The sequence below is a fragment of the Chryseobacterium sp. JK1 genome, from assembly GCF_050632815.1.
In the GTDB taxonomy this organism is placed as follows: Bacteria; Bacteroidota; Bacteroidia; order Flavobacteriales; family Weeksellaceae; genus Chryseobacterium.
The window spans coordinates 349,025-369,935 of the sequence record NZ_JBODRU010000001.1; the positions used below are offsets into that span (position 1 = coordinate 349,025).

Sequence of the window (20,911 nt, forward strand, 5' to 3'; positions counted from 1 at the left end):
AAACCTTAATCTCATCTCATGATACGGACCTTTTTATTATTTTTTGTATTGATTTCGAACGTAATTTTTGCCCAAAATAAATTGAATGTAATCCCTTATCCCCAAAAAGTTGAATTTTTGCAGGGTGAATTTACCATTCCTGAAACCCTGATGCTAAGCGGAAATTTACCAAAAGAAGAAACAGAATATTTCAAAAAACGTCTGGGATCTGCTTTGAAGTTTCAAGATGTTAAGAAAAATGAGGAAGCTCAATTGAGTCACTCCCTAATCTCCGGTGCCGAACAGAAAAAAGAATATTATTCGTTGGAGATTTCTCCTAAAAACATTCAGATCAGATCTTATACCCCACAAGGATATTTTCTTGCCCTCCAAACTCTGATTCAAATTATGGAACAGTATAAAGAGACAAAGAAAATTCCGGCCATGAAAATTGAAGACCAGCCAAAATTTGCATGGAGAGGAATGCATCTTGATGTTTGCCGACACTTTTTCACAGTAGATGAAGTAAAGCAGTATATTGATTATCTGGCCATGTATAAACTGAATACTTTTCACTGGCATTTAACAGATGATCAGGGATGGAGAATTGAGATTAAGAAATATCCAAAACTTACTCAAATAGGTTCAAAACGTAAAGAATCCATGATTGGAGCTTATGTAGACAATACCTTTGATGGAAAACCGTACGGACCTTATTTTTATACTCAGGAACAGATAAAAGAGGTGGTGAAATATGCACAGAAAAGACATATTACTGTCGTTCCTGAAATCGAAATGCCGGGACATGCTTTGGCCGCATTATCAGCTTATCCTGAATTGGCCTGTACCAAAGGACCTTTTGAGTCCGCTACAAAATGGGGTGTTTTTGATGATGTGTTTTGTCCTAAAGAAGAAACATTCAAATTTCTTGAGAATGTTCTGGATGAGGTCGTTCAGTTATTTCCTTCACAATACATCCACATCGGTGGCGATGAATGCCCGAAAACCCGATGGAAAGAATGTGCGCATTGCCAGGAACTGATCAAAAAAAATAATTTAAAAGATGAACATGGCCTGCAAAGCTATTTCATCCATAGAATTGAAAAATATGTCAACAGTAAAGGACGAAAAATCATCGGTTGGGACGAAATTTTGGAAGGAGGACTGGCACCCAACGCCGCTGTAATGAGCTGGACAGGCGTAAATGGAGGTATTGAAGCGGCAAAGTCAAAACATTTTGCAGTAATGACTCCGGGTGCATACTGCTATTTTGATCATTATCAGGGAGATCCACAATCGGAGCCTAATGCTTTTGGTGGTTTTACCCCGCTGGAGAAAGTGTATTCTTACAATCCTATTCCATCAGAATTGAATGAAGAACAGGCAAAATACATCATGGGAGTTCAGGCCAACTTATGGACTGAGTATATTCTGGACTTTAAGCAGGTACAGTACATGATTTTTCCTAGATTGCTGGCTCTTTCTGAAGTAGGATGGGGAACATCAGATCCTAAAAACTACAAAGAGTTTGAAAACAGAGTGATCAATCAATTCAAAGTTCTGGATAAAATGAATGTAAACTATGCCAAGAGTATTTATAACATCTCAGGAAAAGTAGTTCCGGCTTCCAATGGTATTGCTTATGAACTTTCTACCTCACAAAACTTAGACGGGATCAGATATACCTTAGACGGAACCGTTCCAACAATCCATTCAAATATCTATAAAGCATCTGTTCCCATTCCTAATTCTCTGACGATAAAATCAGCTTATTTTGAAGATGGCAAACTGAAAAGTGCGGTCTCTTCACAACCGTTTATCATTTCAAAGACGACCGGAAAAAATATAACCTTAGAGCAACAGCCAAGCGAAAATTATTCTTTTGGTGGAGCTTTCACCTTAGTAGATGGGATTATTGGAAACAGTAAGCAACTTGGAAAAACATGGTTGGGCTTTCAGGGAAAAGATGTAGTGGCTACAATAGATTTCGGGCAGAAAACAGCTTTTACAGAAGTGTATTTCAATACCCTGGAAAATAAAGGAAGCTGGATTCATCTTGCTAAATCAGCCAAAATTTTTGTTTCTGATGATAATAAAAACTTTAAACTAATTAAAGAAATAGGGAAAGACGAAATTCAAACCGCTCAAGGAAAAATTAAATTGAATGTAGGAGTGCAAAATGCAAAATATATCAAGGTAATGATTGAAAATGCAGGTATCATTCCGGCAGGAAATCCGGGAGCAGATTCCAAAGCATGGTTATTTGTTGATGAAATTGGCGTAAACTAGTACAATACACTTTATATAATGCAGGATTCTATTCTTTTTTCAGAGTTTTCCTCTTCACCAGATCTTGTTGAAAAGCTATACCAGTATGGAATCACAAAGAACTATCCTGAAGGAGATATTATTTTAAACGAAAATGCTTCCATACGTTCTATTCCTATAGTGATGAAAGGAATACTGAAAGTGATCAGAACAGAAGAAGACGGCCGTGAAATTTTGCTGTACTACATCAAAGCTGGAGAAAGCTGTATTATGTCTTTTCTTGGCGGAATGCACAATGAAAAAAGTATCGTAAAAGCTGAAATAGAAGAGGATGCAGAAATCCTTTTTCTACCTGTTGATAAGGTTTCATTATTCATCAAGGAGTACCCCGAATGGCTGGATTATATTTTCAGGCTTTACCATAAACGTTTTGAAGAACTTCTGGACATCATCAATGCCATTGCTTTCAAAAAAGTAGATGAAAGGTTGCTGAATCTTCTTCAAAAAAAATCTGAACTTACCCATTCCGATACCATTAACACGACCCACGAGCAGCTTTCCAATGAACTGGGAACAGCAAGAGTCGTAGTATCGAGACTTCTCAAACAGCTTGAAGAAGAAGGACGATTGAAACTTGGAAGAAATAAAATTAAGCTTCTGAAAGATATTTAATTATAAAATGAACTTCATTTCATTAACGATCTTCAAATTCTCTTTTTTCTGAAAGGGAAGTTCTGTTTATATTTAAACGTTCTCCTTATGTAACAAAAGTAACTGTACCTTCAATAAAATATCATTTTGTTTGCCGGACTATATTTCAAATATAATAAATACAACATGTTAGAACTCATAAAAGAACCATGGCCATGGTATATTGCAGGTCCGTTGATTGGTCTTACCGTTCCCGCGTTGCTATTGATGGGAAACAAATCCTTTGGAATAAGCTCTTCGCTGAGGCATATCTGTGCAGCCTGTTTACCTGCCAATATCAATTTCTTCAAATACAACTGGAAAAAAGAAGCCTGGAATCTGTTTTTTGTTTTCGGAATTTTCGTAGGAGGAGTTATTGCAGCCAATTTTTTGATCAATCCCTCAGAAATTGTAGTTAATCCTCATCTGAAAAATGAATTGGCCGGCTATGGAATTACAGATTACAGCAATCTTGTTCCAACGCAGCTTATGAATTTTGAAAGTCTTTTTACACTCCGGGGATTTATTATGATGATTGTGGGTGGTTTTCTGGTAGGCTTTGGAACCCGTTATGCCGGGGGCTGTACAAGCGGTCATGCTATTATGGGACTTTCCAATCTGCAATGGCCCTCATTGGTAGCTACTATATGCTTTATGATAGGAGGATTTTTAATGGCCAACCTCATATTACCTGTCATTCTTTCCCTGTAAATTTAATTTTAAAACCAATCAAGAAATGATAAAAGAAAGAAATGAATTTAATGCTGATATAGATACTATTTGGATCAATAAAGAGAATTCTCAAAATAAATGGTACCATCAATTAAAATATCTTGCAGCAGGAATTATCTTCGGAATTATTTTTGTGAAGGCTGAAGTGATCAGCTGGTTCAGAATTCAGGAGATGTTCCGTTTGCAGTCTTTTCATATGTACGGAATCATTGGAAGTGCTGTATTGGTAGGTATGGTTTCAGTATGGATTATTAAAAAGTTTAATATCAAAACAATTTCAGGCGATCCCATTACTTTAGCTCCTAAAAAATTCAATAAAGGCCAGATTTATGGAGGGTTGATATTCGGTTTTGGCTGGGCCATTACCGGAGCCTGTCCCGGACCACTCTTTGCGCAGATCGGTACGGGGGCATTAGCCGTTTCTATCACCCTTCTGAGTGCTGTAGCTGGAACCTGGGTGTATGGATATTTTAAAGATAAACTGCCTCATTGATAGGGAACTTATCTCATTTTTAAATTCGGAAAAGTAAAAAAAGACTGTGGAGATTGATCCACAGTCTTTTTTACTTTTCTACCCGCTGAAAAATCATTAATTTGTGAGCCTAATCAACCTGATATGCAAAGTAGACGAAACTTTATAAAAAAAACAGCAGCAGCTTCTCTTGCCCTTGCTGTAAATCCTTTAGATGTAATGGCTTCCGGATTACCAGATGATAATAAACTGGCCAATAAACCCATTGTACTTTCCACCTGGAATTTCGGTTTAAAAGCCAATGAAGAAGCCTGGACTGTTCTTGGAAAAGGAGGAAAAGCCCTGGATGCCGTAGAAAAAGGAGTTCGTCTCGTAGAATTAGACCCAAAAGAAAGAAGCGTTGGGTATGGAGGACGCCCCGACAGAGATGGAAGGGTAACCCTTGATGCCTGTATTATGGATGAAAATTATAATATAGGTTCAGTAGCTTGCCTTGAAAATATCAAAAATCCAATCTCCGTGGCAAGGGCTGTTATGGAAAAAACACCACACGTGATGTTGGTTGGGGATGGAGCCTTTCAGTTCGCCATTTCACAAGGCTTTAAAAAAGAAAACCTTCTTACTCCCGAATCTGAAAAAGAATGGAAAGAATGGCTGAAAACCAGTCAGTATAAACCTATTGCCAATATTGAAAATCATGATACGATAGGAATGATCGCTTTAGATGCCCAGGGAAATTTATCCGGAGCATGCACAACTAGCGGAATGGCATTTAAGATGCATGGGAGAGTAGGAGATTCTCCTATCATTGGAGCCGGCTTGTTTGTAGATAACGAAGTAGGGGCAGCAACGGCAACAGGTCATGGCGAAGAAGTCATAAGAACAGTAGGAACTCATCTCGTAGTTGAATTGATGAGACAGGGCCGCAATCCACAGGAAGCTTGCAAAGAAGCGGTTGAAAGAATTGTAAAAATCAATCAGAGAAGAAACAAAAATCTGAAAGATATTCAGGTAGGATTTATTGCTTTAAATAAGAAAGGAGAATATGGTTCTTACTGCATTCAGGACGGCTTCAACTTTGCCGTGTACGATCAGAAAGGAAACCGCCTTGAAACACCTGGATTTGCTTTAAAGTAAGCTGCAGACTGAAAATATAATATTGAAAACACCCAACTTCAAAAATAGAAAGAAACAGAATATGAAAAGAACGATTATCGCATCATTATTTTTGATTATAGCCTGTAAGGAAGAAAAAAAGGAAGTTCAGTCTATTGCTGAGCCACAAAAGATAGAAGAAAATATAGGGGAATCAAAACCTGAAGATAATGAGTCCGAGCAAGCGAAAAAATGGCTGGAAAAAAGTATTGTAGACTATTTTAAAGCAGATCTTGGAAACCTGGATAAAGCGATGCGAAAAATGACAACCAAAGGCTATTATGACTACAAAACAGATGCTACGAATGTAGATCTGGATGTTGATGGAAGTCTTACAGAAAAAGAATTTGAAGATAAATGGAAAAAGAAATTTGATGTTTCAAAAGCAGGAATCGGGATAGGATTTCTTATTTCCGCGCAGGATTGGAATCATATTGAAGTGGGGAGCTGTGAGTTAAAATCATCTTCGGGAAATGAATATATTTTCAATGTCGTTCTTACGGATAACGATTTTAAAGCTAAATATCCATCCGTTATAAAAGTCATAAAAGATAATGGTTCTTTTTTAATTGCAGACGTTTTGCAGGAAGAGCCTAAGTAGAATACAATAGAGAATAAAGAATAATAGAATGTCAAAAATAGAAATAGCCTGCTTCAATTCAGAATCAGCAATGATTGCTTTTGAAAACGGAGCAGACAGAATAGAACTATGTGATGGACTAAGCGAAGGAGGAACAACTCCAGACTTTACAATCACTCAGCAACTTAGGAAAAAAATAGATATTCCTGTTTTTGTGATGATTCGCCCGAGAGGAGGCGATTTTACCTATTCAGAATCGGAGTTTGAACAAATGAAGAGCGATTTGGTTCATTTAAAAACCTTACAGGTAGATGGTTTTGTTTTTGGGATTCTGGACAAAAATGACGGAGTAAATATAGAACAGAATAAAACCTTGGTAGAGTTGGCTGCTCCTCTTCCCTGTACTTTTCATCGGGCTTTCGATCGTGCTCGGACATTGGAAGACTCCTTAGAGAAAGTAATACAATGCGGTTTTAAAACGATTCTTACTTCAGGTCAGAAGCCGAATGTATCCGAGGGAAAAGAGAATTTGAAAAAACTGGTTGAACAGTCTAATGGTAGAATCGAAATCCTTGTAGGCGGAGGTCTGCGTTCCTCAAACATCGACGAATTGAGGGGATTTACTAAGGCAAACTATTTTCATTCCTCTGCAATTACTGATGGTGGAAATTATGCTAATCCTGCCGAAGTGATTGCTCTGAAGAATAAGTAGCGATTATTTAAACGCAAAGTTTATTAAAGTAAATTAAAATAATAAGTAGCAAAGATTGATCAATAAATTGATTGTATAAAGCATATGTATATGGGGCTTAAGCGACTTGTTCGCTATTCTTTGCCTCTTACAAGTAGGAATAAAAAATATAATCTTTGCGTTAAAATTAACTATCAACAAAACACAAAATTGCTTATTGAAAAAAGTATACATTTGCTTTATATTGAGAAGAAGCTTACTTTGGAAATACATCTAGTTTTTTATTCTCAAGTTTAATTATTTTAACGCAAAGTTTATTAAAGTAAATTAAAATAATAAGTAGCAAAGATTGATCAATAAATTGATTGTATAAAGCATATGTATATGGGGCTTAAGCGACTTGTTCGCTACTCTTTGCCTCTTACAAGTAAACATAAAAATATAATCTTTGCGTTAAAATTAACTATCAACAAAACACAAAATTGCTTATTGAAAAAAGTATAGATTTGCTTTATATTGAGAAGAAGCTTATTTTGGAAATACATCTAGTTTTTTATTCTCAAGTTTAATTATTTTAACGCAAAGTTTATTAAAGTAAATTAAAATAATAAGTAGCAAAGATTAATCAATAAATTGATTGTATAAAGCATATGTATATTGGGCTTAAGCGACTTGTTCGCTATTCTTTGCCTCTTACAAGTAAACATAAAAAATATAATCTTTGCGTTAAAAATTAACTATCAACAAAACACAAAATTGCTTATTGAAAAAAGTATAGATTTGCTTTATATTGAGAAGAAGCTTACTTTGGAAATACATCTAGTTTTTTATTCTCAAGTTTAATTATTTTAACGCAAAGTTTATTAAAGTAAATTAAAATAATAAGTAGCAAAGATTAATCAATAAATTGATTGTATAAAGCATATGTATATTGGGCTTAAGCGACTTGTTCGCTATTCTTTGCCTCTTACAAGTAAACATAAAAAATATAATCTTTGCGTTAAAAATTAACTATCAACAAAACACAAAATTGCTTATTGAAAAAAGTATACATTTGCTTTATATTGAGAAGAAGCTTACTTTGGAAATACATCTAGTTTTTTATTCTCAAGTTTAATTATTTTAACGCAAAGTTTATTAAAGTAAATTAAAATAATAAGTAGCAAAGATTGATCAATAAATTGATTGTATAAAGCATATGTATATGGGGCTTAAGCGACTTGTTCGCTATTCTTTGCCTCTTACAAGTAAACATAAAAAATATAATCTTTGCGTTAAAAATTAACAGCAAATAAAAACACAAATGACAGAAAATGAATTATCCTATAAAATTATAGGGGCTGCTTTAGAAGTTCATAGAAACTTAGGCGTTGGTTTACTGGAAAACGCTTACGAAGTTGCTTTAGCTTATGAATTAAAAGAACTTGGTTTTAAAGTCGAAAGTCAATTAACACTTCCTTTAAAATATAAAAACGAATTAATCAAAAACGCTTATAGAATTGATTTGATTGTAGAAGATAAAGTTATTATTGAAATAAAATCTGTTTTGGAAATCCATCCAATTTTTTATTCGCAGGTTTTAACTTATTTAAAATTGACCAATATTAAACTCGGTCTTCTCATTAACTTCAATACCCCTTTAATTAAAGATGGAATCCACAGAATTGTAAACAAAATTATTGATGAATAAATCTTTTCTTTTTGCTCTCCTTCTCGTTCAGAACATCCTTTTTGCCCAAACCTCAGAACGAAATTTATCTTCTGAACACTGGATTTTTAAAAACAGTAAAGATCAAAACTGGCTGCCCGCAAAAATACCGGGAACTGTTCATCTGGATCTCATGAATAACAAGGTCATTCCGGATCCTTTTAAAGATGAAAACGAAAAAAAAGTACAGTGGATAGAAAATGAAGATTGGTACTATCAGACTGAATTTACGATTTCAGCTCAGGAATTGAAAAATGATAATATAGATTTGGTTTTTAATGGATTGGATACATTTTCTGAAATTTATCTTAATGATAAGCTGTTGAAAAAAACAGACAATATGTTCCGGACATGGAATATTCCGGTGAGACCATTTTTAAAAGCAGGAAATAATACGTTAAAAATCAGGTTTATTTCAGCTGTAAATACAGGAAAGGAATTGGCGAAAAAAGTTCCCTTTACGATGCCGGAATCGCCAAGAAGTTTTGTGAGAAAAGCTCAGTATCAGTTTGGATGGGATTGGGGACCAAGATTGGTAACAGCAGGAATATGGAAAGAGGTACAACTGGAATTCTGGAATAATGCTAAAATTATTACGGTTAAAGATATTCAGAATATGTCGGCGGAAATCTTTAATGATTTCCATTTTGAAGTAGAAATCGAAGCCCAAAAGGAAGGAAAGTACGCATTGGATATTAATAAAACCCATAAAGAAATTACACTCAAAAAAGGGCGGAACACAATAACTGTTCCTTATGATATTAGCGGAATGAAGCTTTGGAATCCTAATGGCAGAGGAGAAGCTCATCTTCATGAGTTTGCGGTGAGGCTTTCCCAAAACCGTAAAAACGTTGATGCCAGAACTATCAGGATAGGATTAAGAACCATAGAACTGGTTCAGGAAAAAGATGAAAAAGGAAAGTCTTTTTATTTTAAAGTTAATGGAAAACCATTATACATCAAAGGAACCAATTGGATTCCGGCAGATAGCTTTTCACCTCGAATTAGTAAAGAGAAATATCAGAAACTCATTAAGGATGCTAAAGATGCCAATATGAATATGATCCGTATCTGGGGTGGAGGTATTTATGAAGACGATGAATTTTATAAAGCCTGTGACGAAAATGGAATTTTGGTGTGGCAGGATTTTATGTTTGCAGGAAGTTTTTATCCGGCAGACGAAGCATTTCTCAATACTGTAAAAGAAGAAGTAAAAGATCAGGTTAACAGGCTTCAGAATCATCCGTCGATTGCTGTATGGTGCGGAAATAACGAGATTGATGAAGCGATTGTCAATTGGGGATATCAAAAACAGTTCAAATATTCCAAGACCGACTCTTTGCAGGTTTGGAAAGATTATAAGAAGCTTTTTCATGATGTAATTCCTAAGGCACTGTCAGAAAATCTGAAATCAGATAAAAATATGTATTGGCCAAGCTCTCCATCAATAGGATGGGGGCACAAAGAAAGCCTTACAGAAGGAGATTCCCATTATTGGGGCGTTTGGTGGGGAGAACAGCCTTTTGAAATCTATAATGAAAAAGTAGGACGTTTCATGTCCGAATATGGTTTTCAGGGAACTCCAACGATTGAAACAACAAAATCAATGTTTTCCGAAACTCCTGATCTGAGTTTGCAGAATCCCACAATCCGGGCCCATGAAAAACACGCCAGAGGATGGGAGATCATCAACGAATATTTGAAACGTGATTATAAAATTCCTACAGATTTTGTTCAGTATAATTACCTTTCACAGGTATTACAAGCAAGAGGGATGCAAATCGCTATTGAAGCCCATCGTCGTGCAAAGCCCTATAATATGGGAACGTTATATTGGCAGCTTAATGACTGTTGGCCTGTGGTTTCCTGGTCTTCCATTGATTATCTCGGAAATTGGAAAGCCTTTCACTATCAGGCTAAAAGAAGTTTTGAACCGATACTTGTATCTGTTGCAGAGCGGGACAAGAACTATGATATTTACCTGATCAGTGATCTGATGAAAGAATTAAAAGCCGATGTTACATTTGAATTGATTGATTTCAAAGGAAAATCACTTTGGAAAGCCAGTCAGACAGACCATATAGAAGCTGATATAAGTACCAAAATAAGAAGCATCAGTACATCAGAACTGGCTCCGTTTGATTTGTCTGCTGCTGTTTTAAAGATCAGTGCTGACAAAGATGCCCACTTTGAGAAACTCTTCTTTTTTAAGAAACCTAAGGAACTAAAACTTTTAAAACCTGAAATTAACATTAAGAAAATATCACCAACAGAAATTGAAATTTCAACAGATGTTCTTGCAAAAGAAGTTTACCTGATTGGAGATGCACATTTTAGTGATAATTTCTTCGATCTGTTACCAGGAACATCAAAAAGAATAACTCTTTCGAAATCTCTTGGAAAAATTGATATTTTGAGCCTTTGGGATGTGATGAAAAATTAGAAAGATATATTGAAGAAATTTTTAGTACAAAAAAGGATTGGCTATTTGCCAATCCTTTTTTGTTGTCTTATGAATGAAAGTCTGATTACGGGAACCCGTAAAAATTCACAAAGGCTTTTTTATAACATTGTAAAAAATTACTAATATCTATCGTATGTATAACGAAAAACTGGAAAGACTTATTGAACTGGCTTTAGCTGACGGAGAATTAACCGAAAAAGAAAAACAGGTACTTTTTAAAAATGCCGAATCTGAGGGAATAGACCTGGACGAATTTGAAATTGTTCTGGAAGCCAGACTATTTGAAAAAACCAATGATAAAAGCGCAACCTCTGTAGCCCCTCATTCTGATAAACTTGGAGATATCAGAAAATGCCCTGCCTGCGGAGCCATTGCTGAAAGTTTTGCTACCAAATGCTCAGATTGTGGAACAGAATTTAGAAACATAGAAGTTTCAAGCAGTGTGATCAAATTTTTTGAAAAACTGGATGAAATAGAAGCAACCAGAGATGGTAATTTCTATGCACAGAATGTTTCAGGAAATATCGGTCTTTTCACCATTATTACCTGGCTGTTTTTTTGGCCGGTACTTATATTTTTCAAAGGGCTGCAATTTATCATCAATAAATCCAAACCTGGTAAATGGTCTACCACCGATGCCCGAAAAGAAGAACTGGTTCTGAATTATCCTGTTCCGGTTTCTAAAGAGGCAATACTTGAGTTCCTTACATTATCAGCAAGTAAAATAGATACAGCGTCTTATTTCTCTTTGTTTTCTGAACATACAAAGTATAAAAATGCATGGAATAGAATATGGCTTAAAAAAATAGAGCAGATTAATTCCAAAGCATCTATTTCTATGAAAAGCGATACAGAAACTTATAATGAAGTACTGGGTATTGTAGAAAACGCCAGAAATATTAATAAAGAAAATGACAGAAGGGTTTTCAAAGTATTGGGATCAGTGGTTGCCGTAGTGATGATACTTTTTATTTGGGGAAGTATTTTTAGTTAAAAGGTTTACTGTTGAAAATAACAATCATTCAAAGACTTTGAAAATATATACTTATAAAGCTTAAAGAAAATCATGAGACTATTTGGAAATAAAAAGGAAGGCAGTATGATGGATGTAATCCGTTGTGACGAACAAGAATACCTGGTATGGAAATGGAGACCCTCCGGAGATGCCAATTCTTCCCATAAAGAAAACAGCATTCGCTATGGGAGCAGTTTACGCGTAAAAGAAGGTGAAATGGCTGTATTTTTTTATACACAAAATAACGGAACCATTCAGGATTTCATACATGGCCCCCACGATCAGACGATTCAGACGGCAAACTTTCCGGTACTTTCCGATATTGTAGGAACGGCATTCGGAGGAGGATCACCGTTTCAGGCAGAAATTTATTTCATTAACCTTTCCGGAAATATACAGATCAAATTTGGAGTTCCTTATTTTGACATGTACGATCCTAGGTTTATGGATCTTGGCGTTCCATGTGCTGTAAGGGGGACATTAACTTTTAATCTGACTGACTACAGGAATTTTATCAAATTAAACCGTTTAATCAATTTCAATCTGGATGATTTCAAAGCGCAGATTAAAGATTTTTTTCAGAGAAAGATTAAATCGGTACTTATCAGCGCTCCGCAGGAGTATAACATACCTGTCATGCAGGTTGAAAGAAAAATAGATGAGGTAAGCGATATTATCCAGATTAAATTGAAAGCAGAGTTGGAAGAATATTTTGGTGTTAATCTGAAACGTCTGGATATAGGAATGATTGAACTTGATAAAGAACATCCACACTACAAGCAGCTTAAACGAGCAACCGCAGATCAGCAGACGAAATTTACCGAATTCAAAACAAATATTGAAATTGAAAACCTTTCTGAAGTAACCCGAATCCAGCGAAAAGATATGGAGTTGGGAGTGGAAGGGAAGCATTTTGCCGTTCATCAGCTGAATCAGCACGCAGATGTTCTTAAAACTGCAGCCTCCAGTTTGGGAAACATGGGCCATGTAGATATGGGTCACGGAGATGGACTCAATGCAGCCGGGCTGATGGTGGGAATGGGCGTAGGAGCTTCTATGAGAAACCAGCTTGGAGGACTTATGGAAAATATGACCAATATGCCACCTCCTGTTCATTCAGAACCCATGTTTCATATTGCTTTAAATGGTCAACAATCCGGGCCATACAGTACGGACGCTCTTAGGCAGCTGGTACAGTCGGGACAGTTTTCTATGAACCATCATGTCTGGAAAGAAGGAATGTCAGGCTGGGAGCTAGCTGGAAATGTTCCTGAAATGACCAGAATATTTAATGTAACACCACCACCACCTCCATCAATTTAATAATTATGAGATTTGATTTTGTAAAAACGATCATAGCCATTGCTGTCAGTTGCTTGATTGCCTATGGATTTTATTCTTTAGATACCAACCATAATAAAGAACTGTTAACTGTCGGCAGTTTGATTTTTCTGATTCCCACATTAATGCTGACTATCGGAATCCAGTTTAATCTGCCCCGAACAACTTCGCTGATCAAAACTATTTCCGGAGTTTTTTTTGGAGTAGCCATAGTGAGCAACCTCGCTTTTTCATTGATAAGTTTCAATGATCCGGCATTGTATATTATAATATGTGGTGTTTTGTTCCTGGTTTATACCTTAATTGCTTATTCGATCACGAAGGCAGCACAATAAATTAATGCATCTTATAACATTGTATTCAATGGATAGAAAAGCAAATCAACCTTATAGGCTTCAAAAACCTATAAGGTTTGAAAATAAGAAACTCAATTTTAAAACAAATCGTACCTAAAAAAATATAAATTTTACCGTTCCAACTCAAAAATCAGCCGTAACTTTGCCTTATATTTCTTTAACGTTATGGTAAATTTTGTTCTGATTGCAGTGTGCATAATTGCAGGAATGATATTCAAAGCAACAAAATCTATCCACCCCGATGCCCATAAAGGGATCAATACCTGGATTCTTTATCTTGCTCTTCCGGCAGTTTCATTCAAATACCTGCCCAAAGTACATTGGACCATGGAAATGCTGTTTCCTATTGTGGCCACATTCCTAATTTCAGTGTTCTGTTTCTTCTTTATGATGTTGTATAGCAAAAGCAGAGGATATTCAAGGCGGTCCAGAAGTACTTTAGAATTGGCAAGCGGGTACAGCAACACTTCTTTCATCGGATTTCCTCTTATCAGTGCATTTTACGGAGAGGGGCTGTTAAGCATTGCCATTATCTGCGATCAGACGATGTTTTTTACTCTTTCCACTCTGGGAATTATTGCAGCCGTAAAGGGAGGCAGCAAATCAGGAAAAGTAAGTGCTATGTTTATTCTTAAAAGATTGATTACATTTCCTCCCTTAATTGGATGTATCTCCGCTTTAGTTTTATCTCAATTTATAGATTTCACAGCAGCAGAGCCATTTTTTGATAAACTGGCAGCCACCGTAAGCCCTTTAGCTTTATTTTCAGTAGGATTGCAGCTGAAGTTTAACGGGTGGAAAAAGCTCATTCCACAAATGTCGATGTCAATGCTTTACAAACTGATTTTGGCTCCGGCAATTGTTCTTGGCCTAGCGTTATTATTGGGAATAAAAGGAGATGTGGCCAAAATTACCATCTTTGAAGCGGCAATGCCTACCTTGGTCACTTCAAGCATTATTGCAGAACAGTTTAGGCTCAATACAAAATTAACCAACCTGATCATTGGAGTCAGTATTATTGTAGGGTTCTTTACCTCTGCGTTTTGGTATGAGATGACGCAATTACTTTTTTAACCATTTATGAATACTTTCTGAATTTGTGCTGTTCTTTTATCCACACGCTTTGTCATTCCATAGGAATCCGGCCTGTAATATTATTGTTTTTGATCAATAAAATTCTAGACAGTAAAATATCTGAATGGTTTAGATCTTAGGGAATGGACAAAAGAAAATAGAGAATACAATACAGTTTTTGGTTTCCAGGCTTTGTTAAACATCGTGAAAGAACATCTGTAAAGTTGCAATTCTGTAAAGAAAAATCTAATTTTACACTTTAAATATTACCCTTGCAGTACGCCCAAATTGTTTTACCCCTGAATTTAAAAGGATCTTTCACCTACAAAGTTCCGGAAGAACTAATCCCTGAAATTCAACCTGGAATGCGGGTGCTGGTACCATTTGGCGGAAAAAAAATCTATACAGGAATTGTATTTGATCTTCATGATGATGCACCGGATAATTTCGTTGCAAAGGAAGTCATTAGTATTTTGGATGATAAAGCCATACTTCCTGAAGAGCAGATCAACTTCTGGAACTGGCTTTCAGACTATTATTTGTGCAACCTTGGTGAGATCTACAGATTTTCATTTCCTTCTTCCTTAAAACTGGAAAGTGAAACCTATTTAAAGCTAAAACCAGGAGCCGTCATTGATTTTGAAAATCTTGATGTGAGTGAAATGTACCTGATTCAGGCATTGGAAGTAAGACAGCTGATCAACCTTACCGATATTGAAGCATTTATTCCCAAAAAAGAAATTATAAAGACCATCAATTCTCTTATTGATCTTCAGTATATTGAGATTGATGAGAAAATTGCTGAAAAATATAAAGCCAAAGAAGTGGCTTATGTCAGAATTCATGATGAGGTTTTGAAAAATCAGAACCTTACAGACATTCTTTTAAAATTAAATAAAGCTCCGAAACAGAAAGATCTTTTTCTTTTTATCATTGAAAAACAGACCGAGCATCCGGATACTCCTATAAAAAAAGCAGATCTGTTTGAAGATGGCTACTTCGGAAGCTCCCATTTTAGAGCTCTTGCAGATAAAGGCCTTGTAGAGGAATATTATATGCAGAAAGACAGAATCGAAAGCTATGAAGGAGAAATAGAAGAGCTGGAAGAACTGTCTGAACAGCAGAAAATTGCCAAATCGGAAATTGATGAAGCTTTTGAAGAAGGCAAAAATGTCCTGCTCCACGGAGTTACTTCTTCTGGAAAAACTCATATTTATTTAGAAAAGATTGAAGAATGTATTCAGGAAGGGAAAAATGTTCTCTTTTTACTTCCTGAGATCTCTCTTACCAAGCAGATTACTCAGAGGTTAGAAAAGAAATATGGTAAACAGCTCGGTTTTTATCATCAAAAACTGACTGATTTTGAAAGAGTGGAAGTCTGGAAAAGAATCAGACAGAATGATATCCGTATTTTGATTGCAACACGAAATGCTTTGTTTTTACCGTACCAGAATCTAGGACTTATTGTTGTAGATGAAGAGCACGATTCTGCTTACAGACCGAGAGAGGTTACCCCTTACTTTAATGCTAAAGATGCAGCCCTGGTTTTGGGTGGTTTTTATAACGCCGGAGTTATTTTAGGCTCTGCGACGCCTTCCGTGGAAAGTTATTATCGGGCCAGAAAAGATAAGATGAAATACGTTTTCCTGACCGAAAGATTTGGAAACGTAAATCTGCCGGAATATGAGCTGATCAATTTCAAAGAAGCTCAGGAATCTAAAAAAGTGTCCGGAAACTTCTCTTTACATCTGATTGACGAGATCAAGAAAACCGTAGACGAAAAAAATCAGGCTATTGTATTGCATAATCGTCGTGGGTATTCTAATGTAATAGAATGTGAAAGCTGTGGCTACGTTAATTACTGCTCCAATTGTGATGTGGTAATGACTTATCACAAAGCTGCCAATGAAATGAAATGCCACTATTGCGGGCAAAGAGCTTCCAAACCGAAAACCTGTCCGAAATGTTATTCCGAAAACCTTAATGAAAGAGGAGTCGGTGTAGAACAGATTCACGAAGAAGTTTCTAAACTGTTCCCTGAAAATGAAGTGGACAGAATGGATGTGGATTCCATGCGTAAGAAATTTGCCTACGAAAAACTTTATGAGAAAATTGAGGAAGGTGAAACAGATATTGTGGTGGGAACTCAGATGATTTCTAAAGGGCTGGATTTTGACCATATCGAACTGGTTGCGATCCCCAAAGCCGATTCTTTATTATATGTACAGGATTTCAGAGCCGAAGAAAGAGCTTATCAAATGATTACCCAAGTCTCAGGAAGGGCAGGAAGAGTTTCCGGTAAAGGAAAAATCCTGATTCAGACTTATAATCCTGAGCATTCGGTATTTCAGCTGATCAAGATGAATAATCCTGCTAAAATTTATAAATATATCCTTACAGAACGTCAGAAATTTCATTATCCGCCTTTTACCAAGCTGATTATGATTGAAATGAAACATATAAGAGATGATAAAGTAGACCGCGCTTCTCAGTTTCTGGGATCTATCCTGAGAAAATACCTTCCCGAAGAATGTGTTTTGGGACCGGAAAGAGCTCAGATTGCAAGGTTGAATAATCTCTATCAGTTCCAGATTTTACTTAAGCTTCCGAGGGGGAAAAACTATGAGAAATTCAAGAGCATGGTTTTAATAAGTCTAAAAGAATTTGATGAAATCACTGCTTATCAAAGCATTAAAAAAGGCGTTTTTGTAGATTTTTAACAATTTTTAACAAACTTTACACTCTTTTATAAGACTGCCATAGTCCGTTGTATTACAATAATTTCTACTTTTGATCGTTGATTAAGTGTTTGGCTTTTTAATGTAATGATTTAACCTATCATTTTTTATACAGTCAAAACCTATAGAACAAAAAGAAAATACATGGTAAATTTCAGAAAATATATTTCTAGCGCAGCGGTGTTGGCTTCTGGTCTTTTCCTGGCACAATCTACCGTTTCTACCGTTCTTTATTCTCAGAATTATGATAACCAGAAAAGCAGTTTAAATCTACCTTCGCCCATTAGTTCGGTGGTGGAAAAAACCGTTTTGTCTGCAAAAGAACTGGTAGATATTAATGTGAACACAATGATAGCAGACCCGGTGCTGAAAAATGCAACCTGGGGATTCGTTGTGTACGATCCGAAAACGAAGAAAGTAATCTCTTCGTACAATGAAAATACGCCTCTTGTTCCGGCTTCTACAACAAAGTTACTGACTACAGAAACAGCAATGAATCTGTTGGGAGAGAACTACCGTTGGATGACTCAGCTGGAATACTCAGGAACTGTTGATGAAAATGGCGTTTTAAACGGAAATCTTTATGTCATAGGAAGTGGAGATCCTTCTTTAGGAACCAATAAGGCGGGTGCTTCATCTTACAGAGATATTATTTCAGATTTCATTGGTGGAATTTCCAGAGAGGGAATCAAAAAGGTAAATGGTGATATTATCATTCAGACAGCGCTTTTCAAAGGCAATATTTCAATGCTTCCGGAAAATGTTGTATGGTTGGAAAATAATAATTATTACCTACCTGCAGGAACAACCCGAGGAATAAACCCGGCCAATGAAAAACTGATCGTTAAAAAAGCAGGTTTCTCTACCGATAAGAAATTTTTCTACGTGTCTCCGTATGCTCATCAAATGGTATATGCTGAAAAATATGAAGGAGACGGCGCTTTAACAACAAAACTTCCTGATGCACCGGCTTATCTTGCCAATTCTTTCAGAACAAGTCTTGTAAAAAGCGGAATTCCTGTAACTGGAAAAGTAACCCCGAAAATAACGGATGCTGCTCCTGAAAACAGAAAAATGCTTGCCGCTTACAAATCCCCAACTTTAGGTGATATTATTTATTATACCAACCAGCACAGTGATAACTCTCTGGCAGAGGCTTTGCTGAGAACCGTAGGATTCCAGAAAATGGGTGATCAGACTGCAGAATCGGGAAGAGTAGTGGTTACAGACCATTTGAAGAATGCCGGTTTTGATATGATGGGTCTTACCTATATGGATGGGAGCGGTCTTTCAAGAAGCAATAATGTAACCCCAATTTCTCAGGTGAAATTCCTTACCTCTTTAATGGGAGAGAAGTATTATCAGTCTTATCTGACTTCTTTACCAATCGGAGGACAATCCGGTACATTGAAAAGAATGTTCAATGTAGGAGGTAACGGACAGGTTTTTGCCAAAACAGGAACTCTGAACAAAGTGAAAACATTGGCAGGTTATCTGAAAACAAACACAGGAAGAACTTTAGTGTTCTCTTTAATGGTAAACAATTATTCCGGATCAGTAGATATGGTTAAAAAGAGAATGGAGAAAATTCTCGAACCTGCACTGGATCTTTAATTCTGTTTTATTTTATATATTATAACAGCCTTTTAATCATTGATTAAAAGGTTTTTTTTATCTTTGATTAAATATTTGCAAGAATGAGAAAATTGTACCTTCTGGGGATTTTGTTTTTGATAACGCAGCATTTCTATGCACAGAAACAAGACCTGAATACGGATATGAAAGGCTTGAGAGAAAAGGAGAAAAAATCTTTTACCCAAAAAATGAATATTGGTAATGTGAATGCCAATACATTGAATTACGATTTGCAGTACCAAAGAATGGATGTTACCCTTAATCCATCAGTGTATAATATTTCCGGTTCGGTTACCTCACACTTTAAACCCAATCAGAATATGGGAAGTATCTATTTTGATCTATCCAATACACTGACGGTTTCTCAGGTAAAATATCACGGAACCAATATCACCAGTTTTCAGCAGCTGCCTTCAAAAGAATTGAAAATTGATTTTCCGGCTTCTATTCCTGCAAATACCTTAGACTCTCTGACGATCTATTATTCAGGAGCGCCTTCTACAGCTAATGATGCCTTTAAAACAGCTCTTCAGAGCGGAACTCCTGTGCTTTCAACTTTAAATGAGCCTTATGGTGCCCAGGATTGGTTTCCAACAAAACAAAGCTTAAATGATAAGATTGAAAGGTTTGATTTTAAAATTACAACTCCACAGAATTATAGTGTAGCTGCCAATGGAAAACTGATGTCTGAAACATTTCCTACAGGAACCACAAAACTTACTTTTTGGAGAACCATGTATCCCACGCCTGCTTATCTGATTGCGCTATCTATTACCAACTTCGTGAAGCTGACAGATACTATCGGTAACCCTCCGTTTCCATTTGTGAATTACGTGTATCCGTCTACGAATGCTGATGCGACAAGTATGAGTAATATCCAATGGACGAAACAGGTTATGAATACTTTTGAAACCTATTTTGGAGAATATCCTTTCCGTAATGAAAAATATGGTCACATGGAGTTCATGTATGGAGGAGGGATGGAACATCAGACCATGTCTTCAATGGGAGGCTGGAGTAAAATTCTTATTGCCCATGAGCTTACCCACCAATGGTTTGGTGACAAAGTAACCTGCGGTGCATGGAATGACATCTGGCTGAATGAAGGTTTTGCTACTTTTGGAGAGCATGTTGCCAACGAAAAGCTTTTGATGCCTAATGTAGACTTTATGAACTATCTGCTGGGTCAGATCAATTATATTACAAGCAGTACATCTGGAAGTGTTTATGTTCCGGATTCAGGGCTTTCCAATATCAACAGAATCTTTGACAGCAGGCTTACTTATGCAAAAGGAGGTTACGTTTTAAGAATGTTGAAATGGATTTTAGGAGATGCCGTTTTTTATCAGGCACTTAAAGATTATCATGCAAGACCTGCTTTGGCTTACAACTATGTAAGAACCTCAGATTTTAACGCTTCGTTGCTTCAGTCTACGGGAAAAGATTTTACAGAATTTTTTAACGATTGGGTAACAGGAGAAGGATATCCTACTTATGCTATAAAATGGCAGCAGTCGGGAAATCAGACTTTATTTAAGGTTTCTCAGACACAAAGCAGCCCAACAGTAAGCTTCTTTGAAATGCCTTTACCAATAAAAGTAACAGGAACAGCTGGTCAAACTGCATATTTGGTGCTGAATAATACTTCAAATAACCAGTACTTTCAGGAATCCGTTTCTTTCCCTATTGCAAGTGTTCAGTTTAATTATGAATACCAGATTCTTGAGAAAAACTCTACCGTTACTCAGGACAATACATTAAGCGTTTCTTCCGTTGAAAAAGAAAATTTTGGTCTGTATCCTAATCCTGCGAAGAATGAATTGTACTTAAAAGGAATCAACAGATCAGCAGATTTCACTATTCATGCTTTAGATGGAAAATTAGTGACAAAGGGAACCTATCAGCCAGGAAAAGCGATTGGAATCTCAGAACTGGTTCCGGGAGGTTATATCTTTACGGTTGATGAAAAGAATATTAAGTTTATCAAGCATTAAAAAAGTCTACCGGATAATT

16 protein-coding genes are annotated in these 20,911 nt (G+C 36.2%); all 16 read left to right on the plus strand.

The features are described 5' to 3' along the window. The first annotated feature begins 18 nt into the window (after window positions 1-18). The 16 genes from ACQ76T_RS01595 to ACQ76T_RS01670 all read left to right on the plus strand — a co-directional run bounded on the left by ACQ76T_RS01595 (window position 19) and on the right by ACQ76T_RS01670 (window position 20,892). Complete coding sequence (locus ACQ76T_RS01595; protein WP_431341602.1) at window positions 19-2,268, plus strand: glycoside hydrolase family 20 protein; 2,250 nt, start codon at window positions 19-21, stop codon at window positions 2,266-2,268. 18 nt (window positions 2,269-2,286) lie between these two features. Continuing rightward, window positions 2,287-2,919 carry a Crp/Fnr family transcriptional regulator gene (locus ACQ76T_RS01600; RefSeq protein WP_431341603.1) on the plus strand — a complete coding sequence of 211 codons (633 nt, stop codon included), beginning with the start codon at window positions 2,287-2,289 and terminating at the stop codon, window positions 2,917-2,919. A gap of 165 nt (window positions 2,920-3,084) precedes the next feature. Continuing rightward, window positions 3,085-3,648 carry a YeeE/YedE family protein gene (locus tag ACQ76T_RS01605; RefSeq protein ID WP_431341604.1) on the plus strand — a complete coding sequence of 188 codons (564 nt, stop codon included), beginning with the start codon at window positions 3,085-3,087 and terminating at the stop codon, window positions 3,646-3,648. Between the two features lie 25 nt (window positions 3,649-3,673). Beyond that, window positions 3,674-4,162: a DUF6691 family protein gene (locus tag ACQ76T_RS01610; RefSeq protein ID WP_431341605.1), complete on the plus strand. Its 489-nt coding sequence runs from the start codon at window positions 3,674-3,676 to the stop codon at window positions 4,160-4,162. Between the two features lie 123 nt (window positions 4,163-4,285). Then, complete coding sequence (locus tag ACQ76T_RS01615; RefSeq protein WP_431341606.1) at window positions 4,286-5,278, plus strand: isoaspartyl peptidase/L-asparaginase family protein; 993 nt, start codon at window positions 4,286-4,288, stop codon at window positions 5,276-5,278. A gap of 61 nt (window positions 5,279-5,339) precedes the next feature. Continuing rightward, entirely contained in the window at window positions 5,340-5,897 is a 558-nt protein-coding gene (locus ACQ76T_RS01620; protein ID WP_431341607.1) for a hypothetical protein, read from the plus strand. Between the two features lie 28 nt (window positions 5,898-5,925). Next, a complete protein-coding gene (locus tag ACQ76T_RS01625) occupies window positions 5,926-6,588 on the plus strand; it encodes a copper homeostasis protein CutC (protein WP_431341608.1) in 663 nt (220 codons plus the stop codon). Window positions 6,589-7,870: 1,282 nt separating this feature from the next. Beyond that, on the plus strand, window positions 7,871-8,257 hold the full coding sequence (locus ACQ76T_RS01630) for a GxxExxY protein (RefSeq protein ID WP_431341609.1): 387 nt from the start codon (window positions 7,871-7,873) through the stop codon (window positions 8,255-8,257). Continuing rightward, entirely contained in the window at window positions 8,250-10,718 is a 2,469-nt protein-coding gene (locus ACQ76T_RS01635) for a beta-mannosidase (RefSeq protein ID WP_431341610.1), read from the plus strand. The genes ACQ76T_RS01630 and ACQ76T_RS01635 overlap by 8 nt, the downstream gene beginning before the upstream one ends. 154 nt (window positions 10,719-10,872) lie before the next feature. Further along, complete coding sequence (locus tag ACQ76T_RS01640; protein ID WP_431341611.1) at window positions 10,873-11,733, plus strand: hypothetical protein; 861 nt, start codon at window positions 10,873-10,875, stop codon at window positions 11,731-11,733. A 72-nt stretch (window positions 11,734-11,805) separates the two neighbouring features. Continuing rightward, entirely contained in the window at window positions 11,806-13,077 is a 1,272-nt protein-coding gene (locus tag ACQ76T_RS01645) for an SPFH domain-containing protein (RefSeq protein ID WP_431341612.1), read from the plus strand. 5 nt (window positions 13,078-13,082) lie between these two features. Further along, window positions 13,083-13,430 carry a hypothetical protein gene (locus ACQ76T_RS01650; RefSeq protein ID WP_431341613.1) on the plus strand — a complete coding sequence of 116 codons (348 nt, stop codon included), beginning with the start codon at window positions 13,083-13,085 and terminating at the stop codon, window positions 13,428-13,430. Window positions 13,431-13,616: 186 nt separating this feature from the next. Beyond that, the gene (locus tag ACQ76T_RS01655) at window positions 13,617-14,525 is read left to right on the plus strand and encodes an AEC family transporter (protein WP_431341614.1); all 909 of its coding nucleotides are present in this window, start codon (window positions 13,617-13,619) and stop codon (window positions 14,523-14,525) included. 272 nt (window positions 14,526-14,797) lie between these two features. Next, the gene (gene priA, locus ACQ76T_RS01660; RefSeq protein ID WP_431341615.1) at window positions 14,798-17,245 is read left to right on the plus strand and encodes a replication restart helicase PriA; all 2,448 of its coding nucleotides are present in this window, start codon (window positions 14,798-14,800) and stop codon (window positions 17,243-17,245) included. Between the two features lie 162 nt (window positions 17,246-17,407). After that, window positions 17,408-18,877, plus strand: coding sequence for a D-alanyl-D-alanine carboxypeptidase/D-alanyl-D-alanine endopeptidase (gene dacB, locus ACQ76T_RS01665; RefSeq protein ID WP_431341616.1), 1,470 nt, complete (start codon window positions 17,408-17,410; stop codon window positions 18,875-18,877). An 83-nt stretch (window positions 18,878-18,960) separates the two neighbouring features. Next, window positions 18,961-20,892: a M1 family aminopeptidase gene (locus tag ACQ76T_RS01670; RefSeq protein WP_431341617.1), complete on the plus strand. Its 1,932-nt coding sequence runs from the start codon at window positions 18,961-18,963 to the stop codon at window positions 20,890-20,892. The last annotated feature ends 19 nt before the right edge of the window (window positions 20,893-20,911 follow it).

Coding starts and splice junctions, on each gene's coding strand:
- ACQ76T_RS01595 (WP_431341602.1), top strand. CDS start 19: ATGATACGGACCTTTTTATTATTTTTTGTATTGATTTCGAACGTAATT.
- ACQ76T_RS01600 (WP_431341603.1), top strand. CDS start 2,287: ATGCAGGATTCTATTCTTTTTTCAGAGTTTTCCTCTTCACCAGATCTT.
- ACQ76T_RS01605 (WP_431341604.1), top strand. CDS start 3,085: ATGTTAGAACTCATAAAAGAACCATGGCCATGGTATATTGCAGGTCCG.
- ACQ76T_RS01610 (WP_431341605.1), top strand. CDS start 3,674: ATGATAAAAGAAAGAAATGAATTTAATGCTGATATAGATACTATTTGG.
- ACQ76T_RS01615 (WP_431341606.1), top strand. CDS start 4,286: ATGCAAAGTAGACGAAACTTTATAAAAAAAACAGCAGCAGCTTCTCTT.
- ACQ76T_RS01620 (WP_431341607.1), top strand. CDS start 5,340: ATGAAAAGAACGATTATCGCATCATTATTTTTGATTATAGCCTGTAAG.
- ACQ76T_RS01625 (WP_431341608.1), top strand. CDS start 5,926: ATGTCAAAAATAGAAATAGCCTGCTTCAATTCAGAATCAGCAATGATT.
- ACQ76T_RS01630 (WP_431341609.1), top strand. CDS start 7,871: ATGACAGAAAATGAATTATCCTATAAAATTATAGGGGCTGCTTTAGAA.
- ACQ76T_RS01635 (WP_431341610.1), top strand. CDS start 8,250: ATGAATAAATCTTTTCTTTTTGCTCTCCTTCTCGTTCAGAACATCCTT.
- ACQ76T_RS01640 (WP_431341611.1), top strand. CDS start 10,873: ATGTATAACGAAAAACTGGAAAGACTTATTGAACTGGCTTTAGCTGAC.
- ACQ76T_RS01645 (WP_431341612.1), top strand. CDS start 11,806: ATGAGACTATTTGGAAATAAAAAGGAAGGCAGTATGATGGATGTAATC.
- ACQ76T_RS01650 (WP_431341613.1), top strand. CDS start 13,083: ATGAGATTTGATTTTGTAAAAACGATCATAGCCATTGCTGTCAGTTGC.
- ACQ76T_RS01655 (WP_431341614.1), top strand. CDS start 13,617: ATGGTAAATTTTGTTCTGATTGCAGTGTGCATAATTGCAGGAATGATA.
- dacB (WP_431341616.1), top strand. CDS start 17,408: ATGGTAAATTTCAGAAAATATATTTCTAGCGCAGCGGTGTTGGCTTCT.
- ACQ76T_RS01670 (WP_431341617.1), top strand. CDS start 18,961: ATGAGAAAATTGTACCTTCTGGGGATTTTGTTTTTGATAACGCAGCAT.